This is a genomic window from Pyxidicoccus fallax, assembly GCF_012933655.1.
In the GTDB taxonomy this organism is placed as follows: Bacteria; Myxococcota; Myxococcia; order Myxococcales; family Myxococcaceae; genus Myxococcus; species Myxococcus fallax.
The window spans coordinates 20,172-44,804 of sequence record NZ_JABBJJ010000062.1 but is presented as its reverse complement, the minus strand read 5'-3'; the positions used below and the strand labels follow the sequence as shown (position 1 = coordinate 44,804).

28 protein-coding genes are annotated in these 24,633 nt (G+C 70.3%); 22 read left to right on the top strand and 6 right to left on the bottom strand.

Annotation, left to right across the window (positions count from 1 at the left end):
* Nucleotides 1–104 precede the first annotated feature (104 nt).
* Nucleotides 105–1,712, bottom strand: coding sequence for a molecular chaperone DnaK (gene dnaK, locus HG543_RS15765; protein ID WP_169345584.1), 1,608 nt, complete (start codon nt 1,710–1,712; stop codon nt 105–107).
* 203 nt (nt 1,713–1,915) lie between these two features.
* Between dnaK and HG543_RS15760 the strand changes: the two genes are divergently transcribed.
* From HG543_RS15760 to HG543_RS15690, 15 genes are all read left to right on the top strand, one after another.
* Nucleotides 1,916–2,749, top strand: coding sequence for a class II glutamine amidotransferase (locus HG543_RS15760; RefSeq protein WP_169345583.1), 834 nt, complete (start codon nt 1,916–1,918; stop codon nt 2,747–2,749).
* Between the two features lie 296 nt (nt 2,750–3,045).
* Nucleotides 3,046–3,456, top strand: coding sequence for an ATP-binding protein (locus HG543_RS15755; RefSeq protein WP_343073371.1), 411 nt, complete (start codon nt 3,046–3,048; stop codon nt 3,454–3,456).
* Nucleotides 3,453–4,133 carry an ATP-binding protein gene (locus tag HG543_RS15750; RefSeq protein WP_169345582.1) on the top strand — a complete coding sequence of 227 codons (681 nt, stop codon included), beginning with the start codon at nt 3,453–3,455 and terminating at the stop codon, nt 4,131–4,133. The genes HG543_RS15755 and HG543_RS15750 overlap by 4 nt, the downstream gene beginning before the upstream one ends.
* Nucleotides 4,130–4,699 carry a SpoIIE family protein phosphatase gene (locus HG543_RS15745; protein WP_169345581.1) on the top strand — a complete coding sequence of 190 codons (570 nt, stop codon included), beginning with the start codon at nt 4,130–4,132 and terminating at the stop codon, nt 4,697–4,699. The genes HG543_RS15750 and HG543_RS15745 overlap by 4 nt, the downstream gene beginning before the upstream one ends.
* Entirely contained in the window at nt 4,696–5,190 is a 495-nt protein-coding gene (locus HG543_RS15740) for an STAS domain-containing protein (RefSeq protein WP_169345580.1), read from the top strand. The genes HG543_RS15745 and HG543_RS15740 overlap by 4 nt, the downstream gene beginning before the upstream one ends.
* A 17-nt stretch (nt 5,191–5,207) precedes the next feature.
* On the top strand, nt 5,208–5,882 hold the full coding sequence (locus tag HG543_RS15735) for an STAS domain-containing protein (RefSeq protein ID WP_169345579.1): 675 nt from the start codon (nt 5,208–5,210) through the stop codon (nt 5,880–5,882).
* A gap of 39 nt (nt 5,883–5,921) precedes the next feature.
* Nucleotides 5,922–6,341, top strand: a complete 420-nt coding sequence (locus tag HG543_RS15730) for a hypothetical protein (RefSeq protein WP_169345578.1) — start codon at nt 5,922–5,924, stop codon at nt 6,339–6,341.
* Nucleotides 6,342–6,388: 47 nt separating this feature from the next.
* Nucleotides 6,389–6,799, top strand: coding sequence for an STAS/SEC14 domain-containing protein (locus HG543_RS15725; protein ID WP_169345577.1), 411 nt, complete (start codon nt 6,389–6,391; stop codon nt 6,797–6,799).
* Between the two features lie 130 nt (nt 6,800–6,929).
* Complete coding sequence (locus HG543_RS15720) at nt 6,930–8,096, top strand: Re/Si-specific NAD(P)(+) transhydrogenase subunit alpha (RefSeq protein ID WP_246357055.1); 1,167 nt, start codon at nt 6,930–6,932, stop codon at nt 8,094–8,096.
* 1 nt (nt 8,097) lies between these two features.
* Entirely contained in the window at nt 8,098–8,391 is a 294-nt protein-coding gene (locus tag HG543_RS15715) for an NAD(P) transhydrogenase subunit alpha part 2 (protein ID WP_169345576.1), read from the top strand.
* Entirely contained in the window at nt 8,388–9,803 is a 1,416-nt protein-coding gene (locus tag HG543_RS15710; protein ID WP_169345575.1) for an NAD(P)(+) transhydrogenase (Re/Si-specific) subunit beta, read from the top strand. Before HG543_RS15715 ends, HG543_RS15710 begins: the two co-directional genes overlap by 4 nt.
* A gap of 9 nt (nt 9,804–9,812) precedes the next feature.
* Nucleotides 9,813–10,271, top strand: a complete 459-nt coding sequence (locus HG543_RS15705; RefSeq protein ID WP_169345574.1) for a GNAT family N-acetyltransferase — start codon at nt 9,813–9,815, stop codon at nt 10,269–10,271.
* 22 nt (nt 10,272–10,293) lie between these two features.
* Entirely contained in the window at nt 10,294–11,508 is a 1,215-nt protein-coding gene (locus HG543_RS15700; RefSeq protein WP_169345573.1) for an acyl-CoA dehydrogenase family protein, read from the top strand.
* Nucleotides 11,509–11,755: 247 nt separating this feature from the next.
* Nucleotides 11,756–13,708: an AgmX/PglI C-terminal domain-containing protein gene (locus HG543_RS15695; protein WP_169345572.1), complete on the top strand. Its 1,953-nt coding sequence runs from the start codon at nt 11,756–11,758 to the stop codon at nt 13,706–13,708.
* Nucleotides 13,709–13,729: 21 nt separating this feature from the next.
* The gene (locus HG543_RS15690; RefSeq protein ID WP_169345571.1) at nt 13,730–14,047 is read left to right on the top strand and encodes a DUF1330 domain-containing protein; all 318 of its coding nucleotides are present in this window, start codon (nt 13,730–13,732) and stop codon (nt 14,045–14,047) included.
* 63 nt (nt 14,048–14,110) lie between these two features.
* On the opposite strand, the gene HG543_RS15685 is transcribed toward HG543_RS15690, so the two are convergent.
* Nucleotides 14,111–14,734: a class I SAM-dependent methyltransferase gene (locus HG543_RS15685; RefSeq protein WP_169345570.1), complete on the bottom strand. Its 624-nt coding sequence runs from the start codon at nt 14,732–14,734 to the stop codon at nt 14,111–14,113.
* 171 nt (nt 14,735–14,905) lie between these two features.
* Here HG543_RS15685 and HG543_RS15680 point away from each other — a divergent pair, with 171 nt between their 5' ends.
* Nucleotides 14,906–15,850, top strand: a complete 945-nt coding sequence (locus HG543_RS15680; RefSeq protein ID WP_246357054.1) for an alpha/beta fold hydrolase — start codon at nt 14,906–14,908, stop codon at nt 15,848–15,850.
* Nucleotides 15,851–15,858: 8 nt separating this feature from the next.
* Here HG543_RS15680 and mrtX read toward each other — a convergent pair whose 3' ends face one another.
* From mrtX to polX, 3 genes are read right to left on the bottom strand one after another with little or no spacing between them, the layout of a single operon-like run.
* Nucleotides 15,859–16,584 (bottom strand): myxosortase MrtX, encoded by a 726-nt coding sequence (gene mrtX / locus HG543_RS15675; protein WP_169345569.1) that lies wholly within the window; start codon nt 16,582–16,584, stop codon nt 15,859–15,861.
* Nucleotides 16,581–17,201: an MXAN_2756 family trypsin-like serine endoprotease gene (locus HG543_RS15670; RefSeq protein ID WP_169345568.1), complete on the bottom strand. Its 621-nt coding sequence runs from the start codon at nt 17,199–17,201 to the stop codon at nt 16,581–16,583. Before HG543_RS15670 ends, mrtX begins: the two co-directional genes overlap by 4 nt.
* Before the next feature lie 19 nt (nt 17,202–17,220).
* Nucleotides 17,221–18,975, bottom strand: coding sequence for a DNA polymerase/3'-5' exonuclease PolX (gene polX, locus HG543_RS15665; RefSeq protein ID WP_343073370.1), 1,755 nt, complete (start codon nt 18,973–18,975; stop codon nt 17,221–17,223).
* Between the two features lie 67 nt (nt 18,976–19,042).
* On the opposite strand from polX, the gene HG543_RS15660 reads away from it, so the two are divergent.
* From HG543_RS15660 to HG543_RS15645, 3 genes are all read left to right on the top strand, one after another.
* Nucleotides 19,043–19,360 (top strand): Rieske (2Fe-2S) protein, encoded by a 318-nt coding sequence (locus tag HG543_RS15660; RefSeq protein ID WP_169345566.1) that lies wholly within the window; start codon nt 19,043–19,045, stop codon nt 19,358–19,360.
* Nucleotides 19,361–19,696: 336 nt separating this feature from the next.
* A complete protein-coding gene (locus tag HG543_RS15650; RefSeq protein WP_169345586.1) occupies nt 19,697–20,164 on the top strand; it encodes a molybdenum cofactor synthesis domain-containing protein in 468 nt (155 codons plus the stop codon).
* Nucleotides 20,165–20,334: 170 nt separating this feature from the next.
* Complete coding sequence (locus HG543_RS15645) at nt 20,335–22,419, top strand: M20/M25/M40 family metallo-hydrolase (protein ID WP_169345565.1); 2,085 nt, start codon at nt 20,335–20,337, stop codon at nt 22,417–22,419.
* Nucleotides 22,420–22,473: 54 nt separating this feature from the next.
* Here the strand turns inward: HG543_RS15645 and HG543_RS15640 are convergent, their stop codons facing one another.
* Nucleotides 22,474–22,824, bottom strand: coding sequence for a ribonuclease E inhibitor RraB (locus tag HG543_RS15640; protein ID WP_169345564.1), 351 nt, complete (start codon nt 22,822–22,824; stop codon nt 22,474–22,476).
* A gap of 119 nt (nt 22,825–22,943) precedes the next feature.
* On the opposite strand from HG543_RS15640, the gene HG543_RS56810 reads away from it, so the two are divergent.
* The 3 genes from HG543_RS56810 (at nt 22,944) to HG543_RS15630 (ending at nt 24,629) form a co-directional block, all read left to right on the top strand.
* The gene (locus HG543_RS56810) at nt 22,944–23,228 is read left to right on the top strand and encodes a hypothetical protein (RefSeq protein WP_343073369.1); all 285 of its coding nucleotides are present in this window, start codon (nt 22,944–22,946) and stop codon (nt 23,226–23,228) included.
* 183 nt (nt 23,229–23,411) lie between these two features.
* Complete coding sequence (locus HG543_RS56805) at nt 23,412–23,546, top strand: hypothetical protein (protein WP_343073368.1); 135 nt, start codon at nt 23,412–23,414, stop codon at nt 23,544–23,546.
* 156 nt (nt 23,547–23,702) lie between these two features.
* Nucleotides 23,703–24,629, top strand: a complete 927-nt coding sequence (locus HG543_RS15630) for a TIGR02757 family protein (protein ID WP_169345585.1) — start codon at nt 23,703–23,705, stop codon at nt 24,627–24,629.
* The last annotated feature ends 4 nt before the right edge of the window (nt 24,630–24,633 follow it).

Sequence of the window (24,633 nt, the reverse complement as noted above, 5' to 3'; positions counted from 1 at the left end):
ATGGCGGGGCGTGCGGGAGCCGCCGGTGTCCCGGGCGGGGCTCCCGGCGGCTTGCCGGTGCTGGGGTCGGAAGGCTGGGACATCGGCGTCTTCTGGCGGGCCGCCTACTGGGCCACCGCGGGCAGGTCGTTGGTGTTGTGACCGGCGAGCCGCGTGTCCCGGTTCGCCTGGATGGACTTCTGGATGTCGGCCTCGGTCATGCCCGAAGACAGGGTGATGGTCGTCGACGTCTTCTGGCCCGTCTCCGTGTCACACGCGGACACGTTCACCAGGCCGTCGGTGTTGATCTCGAACGTCACTTCGATCTTCACCTCGCCGCGGTACCCGATGCGGAAGCCCGAGAACTCGAACTCGCCCAGCATCTCGCACTCGTCCGCGCGGTTGGACTCGCCCTGGTACACGCGGATCTTCACCTTCTCCTGCCCGTCGCGGCTGGTGGTGAAGGTCTTCGACCGGTCGATGGGCACCGGCGTGTTCTTGTCGATGATCTTCTCCGTGTACCCGCCCACCGTGCCGATGCGCAGCGTCAGCGGCGTGACGTCCACCAGGAACGTCTCCGTCTTGCTGTCCAGCAGCGCGTGCGACTGCAGCGCCGCGCCCATGGCCACCACCTGGTCCGGGTTGATGCCCTCCAGCGGCTCCTTCTGGAAGTAGTGCTTCACGGAGTTGCGGATGATGGGCAGCCGCGTGGGCCCGCCCACCAGGATGACCGCGTCGATGTCCGCCGCCGTCAACCGCGCGCTCTGCAGCGCCTCGTCGCACACCTTGAACGTGCGCTGCACCAGGTCCATCACCATCCGGTTGAACTGGTCCTGGTTCAGCGTGCCGCGCAGGTCCATGATGTTGCCCTGCGCGTCCTGGCAGATGCCCTGGCAGACGATGTCCGCGGTGCCCGTCTGGCCCACGTCGATCTTCGCCTTCTCCGCGGCCTCCTTCAGCATCTGCAGGCAGTACTTGTTCTGCCGCACGTCCAGCCGCGTCTTCGCCAGGAAGTCGTCCGCCAGCCACGTCATGATGCGGTCGTCGAAGTCGTCGCCGCCCAGGTACGTGTCGCCCGCGGTGGCCAGCACCTCGAACACGTCCTTGCCAATCTCCAGAATCGACACGTCGAACGTGCCGCCGCCCAGATCGTAGACGACGATGCGCTGGTTGACGTCCCGGCCGAAGCCGTACGCCAACGCCGCCGCGGTGGGCTCGTTGAGGATGCGCAGCACCTCCAGCCCCGCGATGCGGCCCGCGTCCTTCGTCGCCTGGCGCTGGTTGTCGTTGAAGTACGCCGGAACGGTGATGACCGCCTTGTTCACCTCCCGCCCGAGGTACGTCTCAGCGACCGCCTTCATCTCCTTGAGCACCAGCGCGCTGATCTCCGGCAGCGAGTACGTCCGCCCCCCCACGGCGATGCGCACCGAGTTGTTGTCGCCCTCGACGATGCGGTACGGCATCACCGCCTGCGCCTTCTTCACCTCGTCGGAGAAGTAGTAGCGGCCGATGAGCCGCTTGGCGGAGTAGACCGTCTGCTCCGGGCTGGTGATGATGTTCTTCTTCGCCGCGTTGCCCACCAGCACGGAGCCATCCTCGAGGAAGGACACGCAGGAGGCATGCGTCGTCTCGCCCCACTCGTTGGGGATGACGATGGGCTGTCCGTCCTGGACCACTGAGACGCACGAATATGACGTGCCCAGGTCGATGCCGATTGCGATGTCGTCCGCCATTCCGTCTCCGGTGAAGACCTGCACTCCAGGCCCGTCGGTGAAGCGCGGAGGTTAGGCGGCGAACCCCAGATCTGTCAACGATTCGAATCACTCAAAGTCCAGCCATTTCAAGGACTTAGCGAGTGAGCGAGGGGGCGTGCCCGCTGGCTTGAGGGGGGGCGGTGACGTCATTATCTATCCTTCGGAAGGGGGTATTCACACCTATGTCCGTCGTCTTCGCCGCCCTGACGTCCGACCCGAACCTGCTGCGCTGCGAGCTGCACAGGCTCGGCGGGCAGGTGCTCCTGCAGGGGGAGCAGCGTTCCAACGCCGTGGGGGTGGGTGCGTATGCGCAGGACGAGGTGCTGCTGCGCCGCTTCGCCAGCAACGGGGAGCTGGGCATGGACTCGCTCGCCCCGCCGCACGAGTCCGACGCGCTGCTGTTCCACGGCGGCCGGCTGCCGGTGGGGCAGTCGCTGGAGGACAACACCCAGCCGTTCCGCGCCCGCCGCTGGCTGTTCGCGCACCAGGGCGCCCTCAATGACTTCGACGCGCTGCGCGCCCCGCTGATGGCGTCGCTGCCGGAGCACCTGCAGCGCCAGGTGCGTGGCGGCACCGACAGCGAGGTGCTCTTCGCCCTTTTCCTGCGCCACCTGCGGGATGTGGGCCGCACGGATGACCCGCGGCTGGAGGCGGACGTCACCGCGCGCCTGCTGGCGGACACCGCGCGCGAGGTCATCAAGGTCGCCATCGACCATGGCGTCACGCGCGCCTCCACGCTCAACCTCGTGGCCACCAACGGCTACGTCCTCGCCGCGTGCCGCTTCGGCCAGGAGCCGCTCTTCTATTCGCGGCTGGAGGGCTCGGCGGAGTGCGACCTGTGCGGCGTGACGCCCGGCACGCCCGAGACGCAGCCCACGGTGGGCGCGCACCGGCGCCGCCGCACGGTGGTGGTGGCCAGTCACCTGAAGCGCCCCGCCGGCTGGGTGGAGCTGCCCCAGGGCACCGCCCTCGCCGTCGGCCCGGACCTGCAGGTCCACCACTTGAACGGTGCGTGAAAACCGGGGCGCCCCGGCTCCGCCGCGGGCGCTTCCGTCGCTGTTCCGCCCCAAGAGCAGGAAACCCTGAGCTTCCCGACCCAGGTCGGTGAAGCCGGGAATCAATTCGCAAAAACTCCGCATTGTGCCCGGACCTTCCAGGAACTGGAAGGGAGCGTGGGGGGTGTCAAGTGCACCACTTTACATTTTGGACACAATGGTGTTCTATTTTTGGGAGTCGTATCGAAAAATTCCGCCCGAGATAGATAGTGCCGGCCCCACTTTCCATATTCTCAGGTCCCGAGGCACCACTCTGCGTGGAGGTCCGACTGAAGTCGGACGCCGCGGTGGCCGCCTCGCTGGGACGACGCTTCGCGCGGCAGATGGGACTGCCGGCGCAGGCCGCCGCCGAGGTGGCGGTGGTGGTGAGCGAGCTGGCCACCAACCTGGTGCGCCACGCGATTGCCGGCGGCACGGTGGAGCTGTGGTGTGAGGAAGCGTGGCTCTTCATCCGCTCGCGAGACAGGGGCCCGGGCATGGCGGACCCCTCGCGCCTCTTCATGGGCCGTGAGGGCCGTCCCGGCCCGCTGCCCGGAGAGAGCCTGGGCGAGGGCGGCGCGGCGGTGATGCGGCTGACGGACGGTGTGCACGTGTGCAACCGCGAGGGCGGAGGCCTGGAAGTGCTCGCCCGCAAGAAGCTGGTACTCGACGACAGGAGGCGCTGGTGAGCAGGGGCTCGATGTGCGCGGACGTGCTGCGCGTCCTGCAGCAGTTCATGTCGGACACCGCCGCGCGGCTCGTGCTTCGCGGCACGCTGGAGCCACTGCGGCTGTCTCTCGATTCGGTGGGCGCGGCGGAGCTGCCCCGCGTCATCGAGGCGCTGGAGCCGGCCACGCGTCACTTCGTGGACCCGGCGCGCCGGCCGCAGCTCGCCGCGCAGCTGCGGACGCTGACGCAGCCGGCGGCGGGGGCTCCCGGGGCGTCCGCGTCCAAGGCCGCCGCGGCGGGCCCGGCGCTGCGCGCCACCACCTATCTGGTGCGCACGGAGGCGGACGCCAGCCACGCGCGGCTCGCGGCGCGCGCCATGTGCGAGACGATGGGCGGGCGCGGCTTCGAGTGCCAGAAGGTGGCCACGGCCGTCAGCGAGCTGGCGCGCAACCAGATTTCCTATGCCGGCGGCGGCACCATCCAGCTCACGCCGGAGCAGACGCCGCGGCGCCTCTTGCGCGTGCGCGCCGAGGACCAGGGCCGCGGCATCCCCGACCTGGAGAAGGTGCTGTCCGGCACGTACCGCAGCAAGACGGGCATGGGCCTGGGGCTGCTGGGCGTCAAGCGGCTGGCGGACAAGTTCGACGTGCGCACCGGCCCCAACGGCACCCAGGTGGACTTCGAGGTGTGGCTGTGAGGTTGTCCGTCGCGCACCGCTCGCGGCCGAAGCAGGGCGAGGTGGCGAATGGTGACGCGGCGCTGGTGCGCGAGGAGGGCGGGCACACCCTGGTGGCGGTGGTGGACGCGCTCGGCCACGGGCCCATGGCGGCCCAGGCGGCGGCCGAGGCGGTCCGGTGTCTGAACTCGCTGCCGCTGGGCACCGCGGTGGAGCCCCTGGTGGAGGCGCTGCACGCCGCCCTGCGTGGCGGCCGGGGCGCGGCGGTGATGCTGGGCCTCTTCGATGGGAAGAGGTTGCACTGTGGCGGGGTTGGCAACGTGGAATTGCGCACCAGCGGCACGAAGGTTCCGGTGCTTCCCACGCCGGGGGTGCTCGGCCAGTCCATGCGCACGCTGCGCACCGTCTCGGTGGCGATGGCCCCCGGGGACCGAATCGTGCTCTTCAGCGATGGGCTGACCTTCCGGGTGGACCTGGAGCCCGCCCGCAGGCTTTCTCCCGAGAAGGCCTGCGAGCTGCTGATGGAGCGCTACAGCCGACCGACCGATGACGCCACCGTGTTGGTGGCGGACGTGGAGACCGTATGAGCCAGGATTTCCTCCAGGCGCCCCCGCGCCCGGAGCGTGAGACCTCCCGAATCCCCATCATCCCCCTCTGGGGCAACCTCATCGTCCCCCTGCAGGGCGACATCACGGATGCCCAGGCCGCGCAGTTGAGCTCGGACGTGCTGCGCGACATCCAGCGCACCGGCGCGCGCGGCATGGTGGTGGACATCTCGGGCCTGTGGCTGGTGGACAGCCACCTGTGCGCGGTGCTGGCCCGGTTGGCCGCCTCCGCGCGGCTGATGGGCACGCGCACCGTGCTGTGTGGCATGGGCGCGGACGTGGCCCTCACGCTGCAGAGCATGGGCATCCAGATGGAAGGCGTGGAGACGACGCTGGGCCTGGAAGAGGGCCTGGCGCTGCTCGGCGTGAAGGTGGTGGGCGGCCGCACCGCCGCCTCCGAGCGCGAGGCCGCCCAGAAGCTGGCGGACGAGATGCTCGGCCTGTCCTCTCCCACTCCCCCGAAGTCCGCCTGAGAGCCTCCCCACACCCCATGAGCGCCCAGCCCAAGCCGTCCGACCTGCTGTCCGTCAGCCCCGAGCGCATCAGCCGTATCATCGACGTGCTGTCGATGATTTCCGTGGGTGAGTACTCTCCCGAGCGCACCACCATCCCCGTCCAGGACGCGGACGAGCTGGCCGCCCTCGAGGAGACGCTCAACGTCTTCACCCGCGAGCTGGCCAGCACGCGCCACGAGCACGAGGAGATGCTCAACCGCCTGGCGACGAGCAACCGCGAGCTGGAGGAGAAGCTCGCCACCATCGACCGGCAGCGCGAGGCCATCCGGGATTTGTCCACGCCCATCATCGAGCTGTGGGACGACATCCTCACGCTGCCGATTGTGGGCGTGGTGGACACGCAGCGCTCGGTGGAGATGACCGAGCGGCTCCTGCACCGCATCGTCCAGGGGAAGGCCCGCTGCGTCATCATCGACATCACCGGCGTGGAGGTGGTGGACACGATGACGGCCAACCACTTCATCAAGATGGTCAACGCCGCGCGCCTGTTGGGGGCGTACTGCGTGGTGACGGGCATCAGCCCCCTGATTGCCCAGACGCTGGTGCAGATTGGCGTGGACCTGCGCGAGGTGAAGACGCTCGGCAGCCTCAAGGAAGGCCTGCGCGAGTGCTTCCTCTACCTGCGCCAGCACTCCGGCGGCACCCGGTAGCGCCACTCCTCATTCGCGACGAGTCCAAGGAGAAGAGTCATGGGAAACGTGTGGACGCTGGGCCCGCATAAGGTGTGGTTCGAGGAGCCGGACACGGTGTGGCTCGCCACCGACGGCGTGTACGACATGAAGCTGCTGCAGGAGATGCGCGTGCTCGTCCTGGAGCTCAAGAAGACGCACCCGGTGCTCCATCACATCGTGGACGCGCGGAAGGGGAGCGGGATGTCGCCGGACGTGCGCAAGCTCATGGGAGAGCACCCGGACACGCTGCCCTTCGACAGCTCGGTGATGTACGGCTCCAGCTTCGCCATGCGCACCATGGTCAACATGATGTCGCGCGCCCAGGAGCTGCTGGGACGCAAGGCGACCATCAAGTTCACCATGGTGGCCACCGAGGAGGAGGCGAGGTCCTGGACCGCCGAGCAGCGCGAGGCCGCGCGCGCGGCGAAGGTGTCCTGAGCCTCACCGGCCCGGCCGGACCCGCGAGTACCGCGAGGAGCATCGTCATGGGGGTGATGTGGACGCTGGGGCGGAGCAAGCTCTGGTTCGAGGGGCCGGACACCCTCCGGCTCGCTGTCGTGGGTGTCTTCGATTTGGCGCTGGTGGAGGCCTCCCGCGCCGTGACGGCGGAGCTGCTGGCGCGGCAGCCCACGCTCTACCTCATCGCGGACCTGCGGCAGAGCTCCGGGCTCAGCCCGGAGCTGCGCAAGGCCCTCGCGGCGCATCCGGACGAGAGCCCCTACACGGGCATCGTCCTCTTCGGCGCCAGCCTCCCCGTGCGCACCGCGGGTGGTACGCGGAGCCACGCGACGGTGGCGCGCGGCACCCTGTCCTTCGCCCTGGTGGAGACCGAGGAGGAGGCGAAGGCCTGGGTGGCCGCGCTGCGCGAGGACGCGAGCGTGATGCGGGCCTCCTGAGCGGCGGCCGCCGCCGGAAGGCTTCGTCAGGCATTGACCCGGTGGGGCATGTGGATGACCCCTAGTACCGCGGGGCCGGGTAGGCGTTGTCTGTCATGCCTTGAGTGTGTCCGGGGTGTGACTGGCGGCGATGGCCTGTGCTGTCCTGCCGGGCATGATCATCGCCATCCCCCGTGAGACGGTGCCGGGCGAAAGGCGGGTCGCGCTCGTGGCGGAGAGCGTGAAACGCCTCGTCGGCAGGAAGCACGAAGTGGTGGTCGAGAGCGGAGCGGGCCTGGGCGCGGAGTGCTCCGACGAGGAGCTGCGCGCCGCCGGAGCGCGCATCGAACCGGATGCCGCCGCCGTCTACTCCGCCGCCGACGTGGTGCTGAAGGTGCAGCCGCCCGGCCCGGAGGAGCTGGCGCTGCTCAAGCCCGGCTCGGTGCTGGCGAGCCTCGCGTATCCCCTGGCGCAGCCGGGGCTGGCGCGGGCGCTCGCGGACCGGAAGGTGACGCTGCTGGCGTTGGACATGGTGCCTCGCACCACGCTGGCGCAGATGATGGACGTGCTCAGCTCGCAGGCCACCATCGCCGGCTACCGCGCGGTGCTGCTGGCGGCGGAGGCGCTGCCGAAGCTGTTCCCCATGTTGATGACGGCGGCGGGCACCATTCCCCCGGCGAAGGTGCTGGTGCTGGGGGCGGGCGTGGCCGGCCTGCAGGCCATCGCCACGGCGCGCCGGCTGGGCGCGGTGGTGGAGGCGTACGACGTGCGCAAGGTGGTGAAGGAGCAGGTGGAGAGCCTGGGCGCCCGCTTCGTCAACATCGACATCGAGGACGCCGCGGGCTCCGGCGGGTACGCGAAGGACTTGAGCGCGGAGGCGAAGAAGAAGCAGGCGGAGGCGCTGGCGGTGCACGTGGCGAAGTCCGACGCCGTCATCACCACCGCGCAGATTCCTGGACGGCGCGCCCCGGTGTTGCTGCCCGCGGACATGGTGCGGCGCATGAAGAGCGGCTCGGTGGTGGTGGACATCGCCGCGGAGCAGGGCGGCAACTGCGAGCTGACCCGCCCCGGCGAGCGCTACCGCACGGACACCGGCGTCACCGTCATCGGCGAGAAGAACCTCCCCAGCCAGCTCGCCGTGCACGCCAGCGCCATGTTCTCGCGCAACCTGGAGAAGCTGCTCGCGCACGTCACCGACAAGGACGGCGCGCTGAAGCTGGATGCGTCCGACGAAATCGTGAGGGGAATGCTCATCACCCGCGGTGGGGACGTCGTCCATCCGGCCGTGGCGGACGTGGCCCTGAAGGAGGCCTCCTGACATGTCCCTGACGCTCATCTTCGGGCTGTACGTGTTCTTCCTGGCCGCCTTCACCGGCTACCAGGTCATCTCCAAGGTGCCGCACCTGTTGCACACGCCGCTGATGGCCTTCACCAACGCCATCTCCGGCATCTCCCTGGTGGGCTCGCTGCTGGCGGCGGGCGGCCACTACGGGACGCTGTCCACGGTGCTCGGCGCGGTGGCGGTGCTGGCCGCCACCATCAACGTGGTGGGTGGCTTCCTCATCACCGACCGCATGCTCCGCATGTTCAAGAAGAAGGGAGGCACGCGGTGACGCTCTCGACCACGGAGACGTTCGTCCAACTGCTGTACCTCGCCGCGTCCATCCTCTTCATCCTCGGCCTGAGGGATTTGGGCGACGCCCAGACGGCGCGCCGGGGCGTGCTGCTGGCGGAGGTGGGCATGGTGGCCGCGGTGGCCGGCACGCTGCTGTACGGCGTGGCGGTGACCGGCGTCATCGTCCGGTGGGAGTGGATTCTCGTGGCCCTCCTCATCGGCTCGGCCATCGGCACGGGCATGGGCCTGTGGATTCCGATGACGAAGATGCCCGAGCGCATCGCGCTGTCGCACGCCTTCGGCGGGCTCGCGGTGGGGCTGGTGGGCGTCGTCGAGTACCTGGAGCACGGCGGCCCGAAGATGAGCACGCTGCAGGTGACGGCCACGGGGCTGGAGGTGGCGCTCGGCGCGCTCACCTTCACCGGCAGCCTCATGGCCTTCGGCAAGCTGCAGGGCTTCATCACCGGCAGGCCCGTCACGTACCCGGGGCAGAACGCGTCCAACGGGCTGCTCATCGCCGGCACGCTGGGGTTGATTGGCCTCCTGGTGTACCAGCCGGGCGCGGCCTGGGCCTTCTACGCCGTCGCGGCGCTGGGCGTGCTGCTGGGCGTGCTGCTGGTGCTGCCCATCGGCGGCGCGGACATGCCGGTGGTCATCTGCCTCCTCAACTCGTACGCGGGCCTGGCGGCGGCCGCCACGGGCTTCGCGCTGGGCAACAACGTCCTCATCATCTGCGGCGCGCTGGACGGCTTCTCCGGCTTCATCCTGGGCATGATGATGTCCAAGGCGATGAACCGCTCCTTCACCAACGTGCTGTTCGGCGCCTTCGGCGCGGAGCCGGAGGGCAAGGCCGTGGCGGCCGGAGCGGCGCCCACGGGCCCCGCGCCCAACGTGGGCAGCGTGGAGGAGGCGGCCGAGGTGCTCCGCGCGGCGCGCTCCGTCATCGTGGTGCCCGGCTATGGCATGGCCGTGTCCCAGGCCCAGCACGCGGTGCGAGACCTGGCCAACGCGCTCCAGTCGCAGGGCTGCGACGTGCGCTATGCCATCCACCCGGTGGCGGGCCGCATGCCCGGCCATATGAATGTGCTGCTCGCCGAGGCGAACGTCCCCTACGACCAGCTCTTCGACCTGGAGGTCATCAACGACGACTTCGGCGCCACCGACGTGGCGCTCGTCGTGGGCGCCAACGACGTCGTCAACCCGGCCGCGCGGAGCAACCCGAGCAGCCCCATCTACGGCATGCCCATTCTCGCGGCGGACTCGGCGAAGACCTGTCTCGTCCTCAAGCGCTCGCTCAACCCGGGCTTCGCGGGCATCGAGAACGAGCTTTTCGTCCGCTCCAACACCATGATGGTGCTCGGCGACGCGAAGAAGACCATTTCCCAGTTCACCGCCGCGCTGAAGGAGTAGCCGTCCGCGATGATTCGTGAAGCAGTGTCGGAGGATGCCTCGCTGCTCGCACGTCTGCTGCGAGACGCGTTCGAGGAGTACCGGGGGCGGTTGGAGCCGCCCTCCAGCGCCCATGGCAAGACGGAGGAGGTCGTCCGGCGCGAGCTGCACGACGGCGGCGCCCTCATCGCCGAGTCTCCCGCCGGCCCGGAGGGCTGCGTCTTCTTCCATCCCCGGGGAGACCACGTGTACCTGGACCGGCTGGCCGTGCTGCCGCCCTACCGGGGCCGGGGCGTGGCTCGCGCGCTGATGGAGGCGGTGGAGGCGCGCGCTCGTGACATGGGGCCCCTCCCGGTGCGGCTCAACGTCCGGCTCGCGCTGAAGGACCATCAGGAGTGGTACGCCCGGCAGGGCTACGCCTTCCTCCGCCATGGCACCCACGAGGGCCATGCCGCGCCCACGTACGTCGTGCTCGAAAAACGATTCTGATACCGGATTGCGGATGGCCTCCATGACGACGCCCGGCTCCTCGCAGCCTCCCGCCTCTTCCCAGCCGCTCACCCACGCGGAGGCGGTGGCCCGCGCGAAGGCGCTCGTGCCCCGGGTGCGCGCGCTCGCGGGAGAGGCCGAGTCGCGACGCCGCGTCCCCGAGCCGATGATTCGCGACTTCATCGATGCGGGACTGGTGCGGCTCCTGACGCCGCGCCGCTTCGGCGGCCACGAGCTGGGGCTGGACGCGTTCATCGACGCCACGCTGGAAATCGCGAAGGCGGATGGCTCGATGGGCTGGTGCTTCTCCTTCCTCAACATCCACTCGTGGCTGCTGGCGATGATGCCGGAGGCCGCGCAGCAGGAGGTCTGGAGCGCGGACCCGGACGCGTGCATCGCCAACGTCAACGTGCCCGGCGGGCAGGCCACGCCCGTCGAGGGCGGCTACCGGCTCACGGGCGTGTGGCCGTGGGCGAGCGGCATCCAGCACTGTGGCTGGGCCATTCTCGCGGGCATCGTCCCAGCCGCGGCCGGCGGTGAGCCCAGCCCTCCGGACGTGCGGCTGTTCGTGGTGCCCCGGGCGGACTTCCAGGTGAAGGACACCTGGTTCGTCGCCGGCCAGCGCGGCACCGGCAGCAACCACGTCGCCGTCACCGACGCCTTCGTCCCCGAGCACCGCAACGCGCGGCTGGTCGACGTGCGCGAGGGCCAGTCGCCGGGCTCGAAGGTGCACGAGGCGCCGCTCTACAAGCTGCCCTTCCTGCCGCCGATGGCGTCGTCCCTGGTGGCGCCCATCATCGGGGCCGCGCTCGGCGCGTACGAGACGTGGCGCGAGGCGACGCGCACGCGCTTCACCATGTACAGCCGCGACCAGGTCGCCACGCTGTCACACCAGCAGATTCGGATGGCGGAGACCTCCGCGGAGCTGGACTCGGCGCAGCTGCTGCTGCGGCGGGCGCTCGACACCCAGCGTCCCGGTGGAATGTTGACGCTGGAGCAGCGCGTGCGGACGCGCCGCGACTACGCCTACGCCGCCACCCTGTGCGTGCGCGCGGTGGAGCGGCTCTACACGGCCAGCGGCGCCGCGGCGAACTTCGAGAGCAACCCCCTGCAGCGCTACTGGCGCGACGTGCACGCGATGGCCGTGCACTCGGGCATCAACCCCGACGCGGCGGGGGAGAACTTCGGCCGGCTGGAGCTGGGACTGCCGCTGAACCCCAAGGACCCGCTGTTCTGAGCGGCCCGTGTCGGACGGTGGGGTGTTGTGGGTGGAGTGCGGCTTTTGTGCGCCGCCTCCATTCAGTGGGCCGGGCATGCCAGGATGGTGACGGAGATTTCCACTGACGCTCCGCCCGGAGTGGGCCTCATGTCCACCTCCGCGCAGCCACTCTCCGTTGACGAATCGGCCCCCGGGCATTCACTTGGGGGACGGTCAGCGGGTCGTGGCGTGGGACGTCATTGGGGTTCTGGCAAGGAGCGGGTGCATGGTGGGCAACTCAGGGGACGCTGGTGCCAACCTGGGAGGCTTCGGAGGAAGCCTCTCGACGGACGCGGACGCGGGCGTGGCGCCCGTGCTCGAGGATGTGTCGGACGCGGAGCTGGACGCGCTCGTCGGGAAGCTGCGCACGGACAAGAACCGCATCGCGCCCGCGGTGGCGGAGCCTCGCTCGCGCGAGGACATGCACGCCGAGCGGCTGCATCGCAGCCGCCCGCTGGTGTCCTCGGTGCCCGAGACAGAGGGGGTGTGCCAGGCCTGGTACGTCGGCCTGGACGACCAGGCCTCCGGGCCGCACGACGTCGAGGCGCTGAAGGGCTACTGGGAGCGGGGCGAGCTGGGCGCGGAGTCCCTCTGCTGGCGTGAGGGCTTCAGTGCGTGGATGCCGCTGTGTCAGGTGCCGGAGCTGGCGCGGGTGCTCGCGCCGCTGCCCCAGGCGCGCCTGCCCGCGCCGCAGGCGGTGCCGGCGGGTGGCGACCGCGTGGGAGACTTCGAGCCGAAGGGCGCCGAGGCGCTGCGCTCCCTGGTCGTGGACGAGGATGACCCGTTCCCGGAGCTGGACCTGGAGGCGGCGCGCGTGGACCTGTCCGCGCCCATCTCCACGAAGGAGCCCGTGCGCGGCTTCACCACGGAGGAGGTGCTGGGCATTCCGGCGGGCTTCGTGGTGGCGTCGCCCGGGGTTCCGGAGGCGCGGGACACCGTCGCGGCGGCCTCTTCCGGAGCCATTGAGGGACGGGCGCCTGTCGAGACGGCGGACCCGGTGGGGACGCACGCGGTGCTGGCACCGCAAGAGGGCAGGGGAGCGGCGCGGTGGCGGAGCGCCCTGTGGCTCGCGCTCCTGGGCGGAGTGTCGGGTGGCGTGACGGTCGCGCTCGTCCTGGCGCTGCTGGGCCGGCTGGACGGACACGAGCTGCTGACCCACCTCGTCTCGCGCGAGACGGCGGGCTCCTCCACCGCGGTCAATGCCGGGGCCACTCCGGCGAACACCGGTGCGACTCCGAGCACCGTGGGCGGTGTGCCCGCGGGCTCCGTCAACGCCGCGCCTGGAGCGACGAGCACCGGCCCGGTGGGCACGGCCGGTGCCGCCGCGCCTGGCGCGAGTGCCGCTCCTGGTGCTGTTGGGGCCACTGCGGCCGGAGCGACGGGCGCGGGTGCCACTCCTGGCGCTGTCGGTGCCACCGCGGCCGGAGCGACGGGCGTGGGTGCCGCTCCTGGCGCTGTGGGTGCCACCGCGGCCGGAGCGACTGCCCCCGGCGCGGGTGCGCCGCTCGTCGGCTCGATGGGCCTCGACAAGGGCGGAGCCGTCCCCGTGCTGAACGCGGCGCCTCGTGCCGCCACGTCCTCCACCGGCGTCGCGTCCGCGCCGAAGACGGAGCTGTCCACGGTGAGCCCGCCGTCGCGCGCGCCCGCCGCCCGCCCGGCCGTGTCCGCTGGCGCGCCCGTGCAGGAGAAGCGCCCGGCGGCCCCGCCGCCCGTGACGGAGGCCTCGTTCGCGTCGGACGACGATGACCTGGGCCTCGACGACATCCCGGCCGCCGAGGAGAAGCCCGCGGCGGCGCTGGGCCCCGACCCGGCCTACGACCGCGAGCTGTCGAATCCTCCGAAGGGCGCCACGAAGAAGGAGCGCACGGTGTACGTGCCTTCGGACCCGGCGACGCCGCCGGCCGAGCTCCCGCAGTCCGCCATCTTCGAGGTGGTGCTCGCCAACAAGGGAGACGTCACCGCGTGCGCCCGCGAGCAGCAGGCGGCCCCGAAGGAGGGCGGCCGCGTGGTGGTGCGCTGGACCATCCTCCCCACCGGCAAGGTGTCCGAGGTCGTCACCGAGACTGCTTCAATCAAGGGCACGCCGCTCGCGCGCTGCATCGAGGCGAAGGTGAGCGCGTGGACCTTCCCGAAGCACCAGGAGCAGGGAGCCCCGGTCCGTTTCCCGTTCGTGTTCTGACCATTTCGCGAGGAGCCGTGGATGCCTGCCTACGTGGTGGTCCAGCTCGCCATTCATGACGCGCAGACCTACGAGCGGTACAAGCAGCTCGCGCCGCCGTCGATAGCGAAGTACGGCGGCCGCTATCTCGCGCGGGGCGGCGCGACGCAGGCGCTGGAAGGCGTCTGGGAGCCGCCGCGCTTCGTCCTCCTGGAGTTCCCCAGCGTGGAGCAGGCCCGCGCCTGGTGGGCCTCGCCCGAGTACGTCGCGGCGAAGGCGCTGCGCCAGGCCAGCACGCACACGATGATGTTGCTTGTGGAGGGGCTGCCCGACGTCCCACCGGGACAGGGGACTCCCTGAGAGAGGGTTACCGGGAGGCCGGTTCGTCCGCACGGAGCGGGCCTCGGCGGGTCGTGGCTGTCCTCACCGGGAATCGGTCCGCTTGCGCCGGAAGAGATAGGCGTCGGCGCTTCGCACGTACCCGGAACCGCCCCGCGAGTGGGGCCGGCCCGGCTCCTTCGGAACCAGGAAGCCCGAGAGGTCTTCGGTGCGGAATTCGAAGTGGCCCCGGCGCTCCGTCACGACGGCGACCAACTCCAGCGTCTTCTCCGAGGCGGCCTCCGCCGCGTCGCCGTGGTGGTCATTGGTCAGGAGGAGCCCGCCGGGCTTCAGGTACTTGTGGCAGGCGCGTGAGATGCCTCCCGCGTAGAGGGCGAGCAGCAGGTCGAAGCTCGCTTCGGGGAGGGGCAGCGGCGTCGTGTAGTCCTGCTCGAGGAAGCGCACGTGGGCGTCCTGGCGATACTGCCGTCTGGCGCTGATGAGCCGCCGGACGCCTTCGACATCCGCGAAGAAGTCCCGGGCCAGCTCGTTCCGGTCCACATAGACGACGTGCTGGTAGAAGAACGACGGAGTGACGTGGAGGAAGCACCCGGGATACAGCACGGTGTGCGCCGCCGGCCAGGTCTCCCGCAGCAGGGCGAAGAGCCCTGTGCGTTCGAGCTGATGCCCGACGACATACGACTGGTAGAGGTCCGCGCTCTTGAGCATGGTCGGTCGGCTGCCTGTACCCCACGGGCCAGCATGGCCGCGTCTGACGCGCGCCCATTACCTCTGGCGTAATTGAGACACTTCTCCCCTCCGCGCAGATTGCTCTCGTGAGCGCACGGGAGCGGCGACCTTCGTCGCCGTCACGTCGGCGCCATTCCAGGGGACACCATCATGGACAGGCGAGACATGCTGAAGTCGGCGGTGGCGGCGGGTGCGGGCGTGGGCCTCATGGCCGGGGCGGACGAGGCCCTGGCGGCGGGCGCGAGGCCCGGCGAAGCGAAGGGCCGTCCCCACGGGGGGCCGTACATCCGCACCCGTGACGGCGTCGAGCTGTTCTGCCGGGACTGGGGCACCGGCAAGCCGGTCGTCTTCCTGTCTGGCTGGGCGCTCGCCTCGGACATGTGGGGCTACCAGATGGTGCCGCTGTCCGAGCGGGGCCTGCGCTGCATCGCCTACGACCGGCGTGGCCACGGCCAGTCCTCCGACCCGGGGCGCGGCTACGACTACGACACGCTGGCGGACGACCTGGCCGCGGTGCTGGACACGCTCGACCTGCGCGATGTCACCCTCGTGGGCCACTCCATGTCCGCCGGGGAGATGGTCCGCTACCTCACCCGGCATGGGGACCGCCGGATTGCCCGCGTCCTCTTCCTCGCTCCAGCGAACACGCCGTTCCTGTTGAAGACGCCGGACAACCCGGACGGCATCGACGCCGCCGTCTTCGAGCACCTGCGCAATAACGTGTTCCTCCGCGACTACGCGGGGTGGCTCTCGCAGAACGCCGACCCCTTCTTCGTCCCGGAGACGTCGGCGGCGATGAAGGACTGGGTCAAGGACATGATGCTCCGGACGTCCATGAAGGCCGTCATCGACTGCAACCGCGCGATGACGACGACGGACTTCCGCGCCGAGCTGGCTCGCATCCAGGTGCCGGCGCTCGTCATCCACGGGGACAAGGACGCGTCCGCCCCCATCGACTTGACGGGCCGGAAGACGGCGAAGCTCATCCCCGGCGCGAAGCTGAAGGTGTACGAGGGCGCGCCGCACGGCCTCTTCGTCACGCACCTGGACCGGCTGAACGGCGACCTCCTGGCCTTCGTGAAGGGCGAGGGCTGACCCGTGCCTCACGGTCCGCCGAAGAAGGAGACCTCCAGGAAGCGCACGTAGAGGTTGCAGGCGGCGTGGAAGAGGGCGGCGCCGAGGATGGTGCCGGTGCGCTCGCGCATCCACCCGAAGAGGAGCGCGGGGAAGAACACGGACAGGCGCCACGTCTGGAAGATGGCCAGGTGCCCGAGGGCGAAGAGCACCGCCGTCAGCCAGAAGGCGCGGCCCAGCCGGCCGCCCAGCACGCGCCGGCCCTGGGGCCACGCGTCGCGCAGCCGCGCCTGCATGTAGCCGCGGTAGAAGAACTCCTCCGGCAGCGCGACGACGAAGAGCTGGTCGACGACCCACTCACCGAAGCGCGGGGGCAGCCGGGGACGGAAGTGGCCCTCGCCCACCATGGGCGTCAGGTGGCGCGCCAGCGACTGGGGCAGGTGGGGCACCACCTCCACGAAGCCGGCGAAGGCGAGGAAGAAGAGCGGCCCGACGATGGCGGACATCACCAGGAACAGGCGCACGTCTTCGCGCCACCGGGACAGCGTCAACCCGTAGTCCCGGTAGTCCTCGTCCCGCCACCGCATGGGGATGAGCGGCAGGTAGAGGAAGCCCACCGTGGCCACCAGCTTGGGGATGCTGGTGCCGCCGAAGAGGAGGAACGCGGCGATGATGCCCAGGAAGCCCAGCGCCCACAGCCCCACCACTTCCTGCACGGCGCCCGGGCGTCGGGGAATCTCCATCGCCTGACTCATGTCCCATCCGCCGAGGCGAGCTGCACCTTCACCGCGCCCACGGGCAGCACCCGGCAGCCGCGCCGGTGCCGCTGCACCACCACCGCCACCAGCCGCCCGTCCGCGTCGAACACGGGGCTGCCCGCCGGCAACGCCAGGGGCACGTCGAAGAAGGGCGCGGGGGCGCCGCTGGCCTGCGCCGGCACGGGCCGCGCCGGCTGCCCCTTCGCCGCCGGCATCACGCCCACCACCCACCGCCCCGCGAGGCCTTCCCCGTCCTTCAGCAGCTTCACCGGCACCGCGGGGTAGGTGCCGTCCGGCGCGGCGACGAGCGCCACCTTGAGCGCCGCGCTCGCCAGCACCACCCGGGCGGGCAGGTCCTTCCCGTCATGCTCCACCGTGGCCGCGCTCAGCCCGACATAGTCCGCGCCCACCGGCTCCAGCGAGGTGAGCACCTGCCCGGCCGAGCCGACGATGACGCCCGGGCCCGTCTGCTTCGGCCCGCGCACCCGCACCACCGAGCGGGCGTGCAGCTCCATCACCCGCTGCAGGTCGGCGCGGGACGGACGGCCCTCTCCCGCGAGTGCGAGGGAGGGCAGGGCGATGAGGAGGAGGAGCAGCGGCGGCGGGCGGGGCATCGGCGGGCCCCGCAGCCTATCACCGGCGGGCGCGCAGCGCGGCGACGAAGCTGTCGGCGGGCAGGGTGTTGAGGATGTCGCGCTTTCGCGCCCAGCCCCGGCGGGCGGTGGCCACGGCGAAGGCCAGGTTGCGCAGGTCCTCCTGCCGGTGCGCGTCGCAGCTCACCACCAGTCTCACGCCCCGCTGCACGGCCTGGCGGACGTATTCGGACTTGATGTCCAGCCGCGCCGGCTTGCCGTTGACCTCCACGGCCACGCCGCGCTCGGCGGCCCGCTCCAGGATTTCCTCCATGCGCACGGGGTAGGGCTCGCGGCTCGGGAGGAGGCGGCCGGTGGGGTGCCCGAGAATCTGGAGGCACGGGTTGTCCAGCGCGTTGAGCAGCCGGCGCGTCATCTGGTCCTCATCCATGCCGTGCCGCACGTGGATGGAGCCGATGACCACCTCGAGCTGCTCCAGCACGCTGTCCGGGTAGTCCAGCGCGCCCGTCTCCAGGATGTCCACCTCGATGCCCTTGAGCAGGCGCACCCCGGGCACCGCCGCGTTGATGCGGTCGATTTCCTCCCACTGGCGCTGGAGGTCCTCCACCTTCAAGCCACCGGCGTAGATGGCCGCCTGGCTGTGCTCGGTGACGGTGAGGTACTTCAGGCCCAGCGCGCGCGCCGCGAGCGCCATCTCCTCCAGCGAGTTCTTCCCGTCGGACCAGGTGCTGTGCGCGTGCACCGCGCCCTGTACGTCCTCCAGGGTGACGAGGTCCTCGGGCAGGCGCCGCTCGCGCGCGGCCTCCACCTCGCCGTTGTCCTCGCGCAGCTCGGGCGGCACGTACTGCATGTCCAGCAGTGCGTAGAGGGCGGCCTCGTCCGTCACCGGCACCTTCGTGCCGTCGTCGCGTTGCACGCCCCACTCGGAAATCTTGAGGCCGCGCTCATGGCCCAGGTTGCGCAGGCGGATGTGGTGCGCCTTGGAGCCGGTGAAGTGGTGCAGGGCGGTGGCGTAGTCCTCGTCGGGCAGCACGCGCAGGTCCACCTGCAGGTCGCCCGCCGTCATGCGCACCGAGCACTTGCTGCCGCCCTTGCCCAGCACCGCCGCCACGCCCGGGGCGTTGGCCAGCGCGTCCAGCACGGGGGCCGCGTCCTTCGCGGAGGCGATGATGTCCACGTCCGCCACCGTCTCGGCGCGGCGGCGCACGCTGCCGCCGAGGCTGGCGCGCACGACGCCGGGGCTCGCCTTCACGTGCTCCAGCAGGGCCTCGGCCACCGGCAGCACGTCGCCCAGAAGCTTCCGCTCGCCGCGGGCGCGCCGGTACACGGCGATGCCCTCCAGCATCTTCGCCTCGCTCTTCTCGCCGAAGCCGCGCAATTGGCGCACGCGGCCCTCGCGGCAGGCGCGCTCCAGGTCATCGACGCTGCCCACCTGCAGCTCGCGCCACAGCGTGGCCACCTTCTTCGGGCCGATGTCCGGCAGCTTCATCAGCTCCAGCAGGCCGGGAGGGAACTTCGCCTTCAGCTCCTCCAGGTAGCCCAGCCGGCCGGTGGTCACCAGCTCGGAGATCTTCTCCGCGAGCGCGGGGCCGATTCCCGGCAGGCTCTCCAGGCGGCCTTCGGCCACCAGCGGGCCCAGCTCCTGGGGCAGCCCGGCGATGCGGTCCGCGCCCATCTCGTACGCGCGGACGCGGTAGCCGCTCTCTCCGTCGAGCTGGAGCAGGAGGGCGATGTCCCGGAGGACCTGGGCGACTGCCGCCTTGTCGACGGTTGATGTGATGACGTCAGGAGTCACGGGAGCAAAGGTAATGCCCTGGGAACAGGGGTGCAGGCCGGCCTGCATTGTGGGAAAAGAGACCGCGATGACGAAGATCAAGCTGGGGCCGGCGGACTTCGCCGAGCGGGAGATGCGCGGCTACGAAGTAGGCAAGCGCAACGTGTGTATCGCCAAGATTCACGGCCGCTACAAGGGGCTGGACGACTGGTGCAACCACGCCGGGTGTCTGCTGTCGGGCGGCCGCATCGAGGGCAACATGGTCGTCTGTCCGTGCCACGAAGTGGGCTTCGACATGGACTCGGGCCGGAACGAGACCTCCCCGGGCGTCTGTGACGACCAACCGACAGTCGCCGTCGAGGTCCAGGACGGTGCGCTCGTCGTCGACCTCCCTGAAAACACCTGACCGCGCGCCCCTGCGCGCACCGGAGCATCCGCCATGGCCCACGAAGGGCACGACCACGACCATGACCATGACCACGGTCATGGACACGACCACGGCCACTCTCATGACCACCGTCATGGGCACGACCACGACCACGGGCACTCCCACGACCACGGGCATGACCATGGGCACGGGCATGACCACGCCCATGCGCATGACCATGGGCACGGGCACTCCCACTCCCACTCCCATGACCACGGGCACCCCGGGCACGAGCATCACCACCACCCCCCGCACGCGCATGACCACGGGAGCGCGGGCTCCCATGTCTCGGCGGAGCACAAGTCGCGGGCGCCGGTGCACGTGAGCGCCTACGTGGTGACGTGCTCGGACAGCCGGGACGCCACGAAGGACGAGAGCGGGCGGGTGCTGCGCGATGCCCTGGAGTCGGCGGGCCACTCCATCGCCGGCTACACGGTGGTGAAGGACGACCCGGAGGCCATCCGCGGGGCGCTGGAGGCGGCGCGGGCCGCGGGCGCGCGGGCGGTGCTCTTCAACGGGGGCACCGGCATTGGCCGGCGCGACAGCACCGTGGAGACGCTCCAGGCCCTCTTCGAGAAGGAGCTGCCCGGCTTCGGCGAGCTCTTCCGGATGCTCTCGTACCGGCAGATTGGCAGCGCGGCGATGATGTCCCGAGCCACCGCCGGCACGTATCAGGGGATGATTCTCTTCGCCCTCCCGGGCTCGCCCCAGGCGGTCCGCCTCGCCATGGACGCGCTCATCCTCCCCGAGCTGGGCCACGCCGTGCGCGAACTGACGCGTTAGAGACGCTCGTATCGCCCTCCCGTCCGGGGTTGGGACGGCTCGCCGCTGTTTCAGGTACGGCGGTATTTCCCTGTTATCGCGAGAAATGTCACACTCGCGGTGAGGGCAGGGAATCACGAGCCTTCAGGTCCCGTATCAAGCCGTTCCCCCGCATGGCAGTGGAGAAGCGTATGAACGTGAAGCGCCTGGCTTCAGTCGTCATGGTGCTCGGTTGTGTCTCGGCGTTTGCGAAGTCCTCCGGGTCGCCGGCCCCGGAGGCGAAGGCCCCGGCGGACCGTGAGGTCTGGATTACCGTCGGCTCGGATGCCGCGCACATCGTGAGCGCGACGCTGGTGGGCTCGGGGCTCGCGGCTCCGGCGAAGTTGGGCCAGAAGGGCGAGGTCACCGCGTTCCGCGTGCGCGAGTCCGAGCTCAACCTCATCTCCCGGGCCATGCACGACCAGGTGAACCGGTGCAGCGGCTTCATGGCTCATGACAGCGAGGCCTCCGCGCTGGCGGCGCTGGACACCACGACGGCGACGAAGGCGATGCGCTCGCTGGCGGTGGACTACACGGTGGACAACGCCACGGCCGTGTACGCGCTGTCGGGGGGGCTCCAGGAGGCGAACATCCGAGATACCATCACCCGCCTGTCCACCGAGTTCACGACGCGCTACCACACGTCGTCGACGGGCACGGCGGCGGCGAACTGGATTCGTTCGCGCTGGGAGGGCCTGGTGCCCGCGGATCGCCTCAAGTCCACCACGAACCCCGCCGGTGACATCACCGTCGAGCTCTTCACCCACACCCCCACCCGGACGACGCAGCCGTCCGTCATCATGACCATCCAGGGCACCACGCTGGCGTCGGAAATCGTCGTCATCGGTGGGCACCTGGACTCCACCAGCTCGGGCAGCACGGCTCCGGGCGCGGACGATGACGCGTCGGGTATCGCCACCATCACCGAGGTGATTCGCATGGCGATGGTGCAGGGCTACCGCCCCCAGCGCACGGTGAAGTTCATGGGCTACGCCGCCGAGGAGGTGGGCCTGCGTGGCTCGCAGGAGATCGCCAACAAGTACAAGACCGATGGCCTCAACGTGGTGGGCGTCATGCAGCTGGACATGACGAACTACAAGAGCGCGTCGGCTCCGGCGGACGTGGCGATGATTACCGACAACACCAACGCGGCGCAGAACGGGTTCATCACCTCGCTCATCAGCACGTACTTCAACGGGCAGATTACGTGGTCCAACTCGTCGTGCGGCTATGCGTGCTCGGACCACGCGTCGTGGACGAACGCGGGCTTCCCGGCGTCGATTCCGTTCGAGACGCCGATGGGCCAGCACAACTCGGCCATCCACACGGTGAACGACACGCTGTCGCGCAGCGGGAACAACGCGAACCACGCGCTGAAGTTCGCGAAGATTGCCGCGGCCTACCTGGCCGAGCTGGCGAAGGGCACGGTGACCGTGACGGACACCACGCCTCCGGCGGTGTCGCTGACGGCGCCCACGTCCGGCGGCACGGTGAGCGGGACGGTGACGGTGACGGCGAGCGCCTCGGATGCCTCGGGCATCAGCCGGGTGGAGTTCCTGGTGGACGGGCAGGTGGTGACCACGGTGGTGGCCGCGCCCTACAGCTTCTCGTGGGACACGGCGGCACTGGCCAACGGCAGCCACACGGTGGCGGCGAAGGCGTATGACGGCGTGAACAACTCGGCGACGAGCAGCGCCGTCACGGTGACGGTGAGCAACAGCACGGGCACGGCGGGGTTCGACTCGACGCTGCAGGCGCCCCGGTGCGCCTCGGCGTCGTCCTCGTGTGACTCCGGCCTGCTGCTGAACGGCCGCGGCGGCGTGGGGCCCGAGATCAACACGCCGAACACGCTCAGGGACTCGTGCTTGGACGGCGTGTCGGGCGCGTACCACTCGGACGAGTCGAACGACCGCATCAAGGTGTCCACGGTGGACGGGACGCCGTTCGCTCCGGGCAAGACGGTGCGCGTCGAGGCGACGGTCTGGGCGTACTCCACGACCGCGGACAAGCTGGACCTGTACTACACGGGTGATGCGACGGCGGCGACCCCGACGTGGACGTACATCACCACGCTGTCGCCGCCCGCGAAGGGCGCGCAGACGCTGTCGGCGACGTACACGCTGCCGGCGGGCGCCGTGCAGGCGGTGCGCGCGCGCTTCCGCTACAACGGCAGCCCGGCCGCGTGCGGCACGGGCTCGTACAACGACCACGACGACCTCGTGTTCGCCGCGCAGTAGCCGTCTTCCCGCTCCCCTTTCCTCTCTCGGGAAGGGGAGCGGGTTCCCCGGTGGTCACTCCGTGACGGGCGCGGCCTCCCAGCCGTCGTATTCGCCCCCGTGCTCTCGCGCGAGCTGCTCCAGCGATGAGCGCGCGGCCTCCACGATTCGAGGCTCCAGGGGAAGGTGATGTGAGGCGAGGACGAGCCAGTTCACTCCGTCCGCGCCCAGGCGACTTTCGACGGTGAAGCCTCGCGCCTGGAGTTGCTGCGCGACCGCCGTGCCCACGTCCCTGGACGGGAAGTAGAGGTAGTGCTGGAAGCAGTGGGGCGTGCTCGGATTGGCGGTGGATTGGAGCAGTTCGCGTAGCGCGAGCGCTTCGGCTACCACGGCGGGAGTCGAGTCCGAACCTGCTTTGCCGGACATGTGCGGTGGGGCTTTCCTGTGTTCCACTGGCGCATGACCTCGAATCAGAGGAGGGCCCGCCCGGCGCTCCGTCAGGTGTGGGCCATCATTCTAGTGAGCCCATCAGGCGCAGGTGCCTCATGATTCAGTTCAGCGACCAAGAGATCGAAGGCGAGCGCCTGGAGCTGAACAGTAAGACGGAGCTCTATTACCTCGGGCACCACCTGACTCTGAGAAGGTGCAACCTCGTCATCAAGGTGCCCACGAGGGGCCTCGTCATCTCCAGGACCCAGCTCATCGACTGCACCATCGACGTGAAGCGGGAGCTCATCAACTTCCGTTGGGAGACGGTCATCCTGAAGGGCTGTCGCTTCACGGGCACGATGAGCGGCAATGACTTCGGTCGCTGGCCCTACGCGGACTAGCCCGAGCTCGGCGGTATCGAGGACTGTGATTTCACGGGCGCGCACCTGGATGGATGCCGCTTCGTCGACTGCGACGTCAGCTCCCTCCGCTTTCCGACGTGGCCCTGCTTCACCCTCTTCGACCCCGTGCGGAGGATCGACGAACTCGCGGCCATTCCCTGGCCGGGTCAGCTCGGAATCATCGTGCGCACGCTCTCCAAGTCCCCACCGTCCACCCGGGCCGTGACGCTCTCCGCGCCCAGGCTCGCGAAGGAGTTCGGCACCACGGAGGACGCCATCCGAGCCGCGCTGGACCGCCTGGACGGCGTGAAGCTGTAACCCCTCGGCCGTGACGGGAGAGCACTCGGGCATTGCCCCGCCCCCCATCAGCGGCGAGAGTCGGGAAGCCTGGGCGGCAGGCCGCCGTTCCAGGAGCATTTGGGAGCTTCCGACGTGACACCGCGCTCGACGAAGCGCACGGCCCGCTCCAGCGGGCTGACCGTCCAGGCCGCCGAGCGTCTGCGCCCGGCCCTGGACGCCTTCCTGGCCTCCACCGACACCCGCGCCCGCATCGGCTTCGACCCGGTGGAGTTCCCCCACCGCTACACGGACGCGCGCGACATCGAGGTCAGCGCCCTGCTCGCCGCCGCCCTGGCCTACGGCCGCGCGGACCTGTTCCGCCCCAAGGTGCACGCGCTCCTCGAGCGCATGGGGCCCTCGCCCGCCGCCTTCGTCCGCGCGCTCGACGTCCCCGGCGCCACCGCGCTCCTGTCCGGCTTCGTGTACCGCTTCAACGTGGGCACCGACGTCGCCGTGCTCCTGCTCGGCATGGGCCGCGCGCTGCGCGAGCACGGCAGCCTGGAGGCCCTCTTCGTCCAGGGCCTCGAAGCGCGAGGCACCCTGCACGGCGCGCTCGACGCCTTCACCACCGCCCTGCGCCAGGTCCCCATGGGCGCGCTGCGCGCCGCCCTCGGCCCCGAGCGCGGCCTGCACCACCTGCTCCCCTCGCCCCTGGGCGCCGGCGCCGCCAAGCGCCTCAACCTCTTCCTCCGGTGGATGGTGCGCGGCCCCGACACCGTCGACTTCGGCATCTGGAAGCGCGTGCCCCCCGCCGCGCTCCTCATCCCCCTGGACACCCACATCGGCCGCATCTCCCAGCACCTGGGCCTCACCCAGCGCAAGGACCTGACGTGGCGCACCGCCGAGGAGGTCACCGCCTCGCTGCGCGCGTTGGATGCCGCCGACCCCGTCCGCTACGACTTCGCCCTGTGTCACTACGGCATGAGCGGCGCCTGTCCCGCCCACCCCGTGCCGGAGAACTGCGCCCGCTGCCCCCTTCTCCCCACCTGCCGGGTGGGCCCCGGGGTGGTGGCATCACGGACCCGGCGGGTCCGCGGCACCTCCCGGCGGAAGGACGATTGAATAC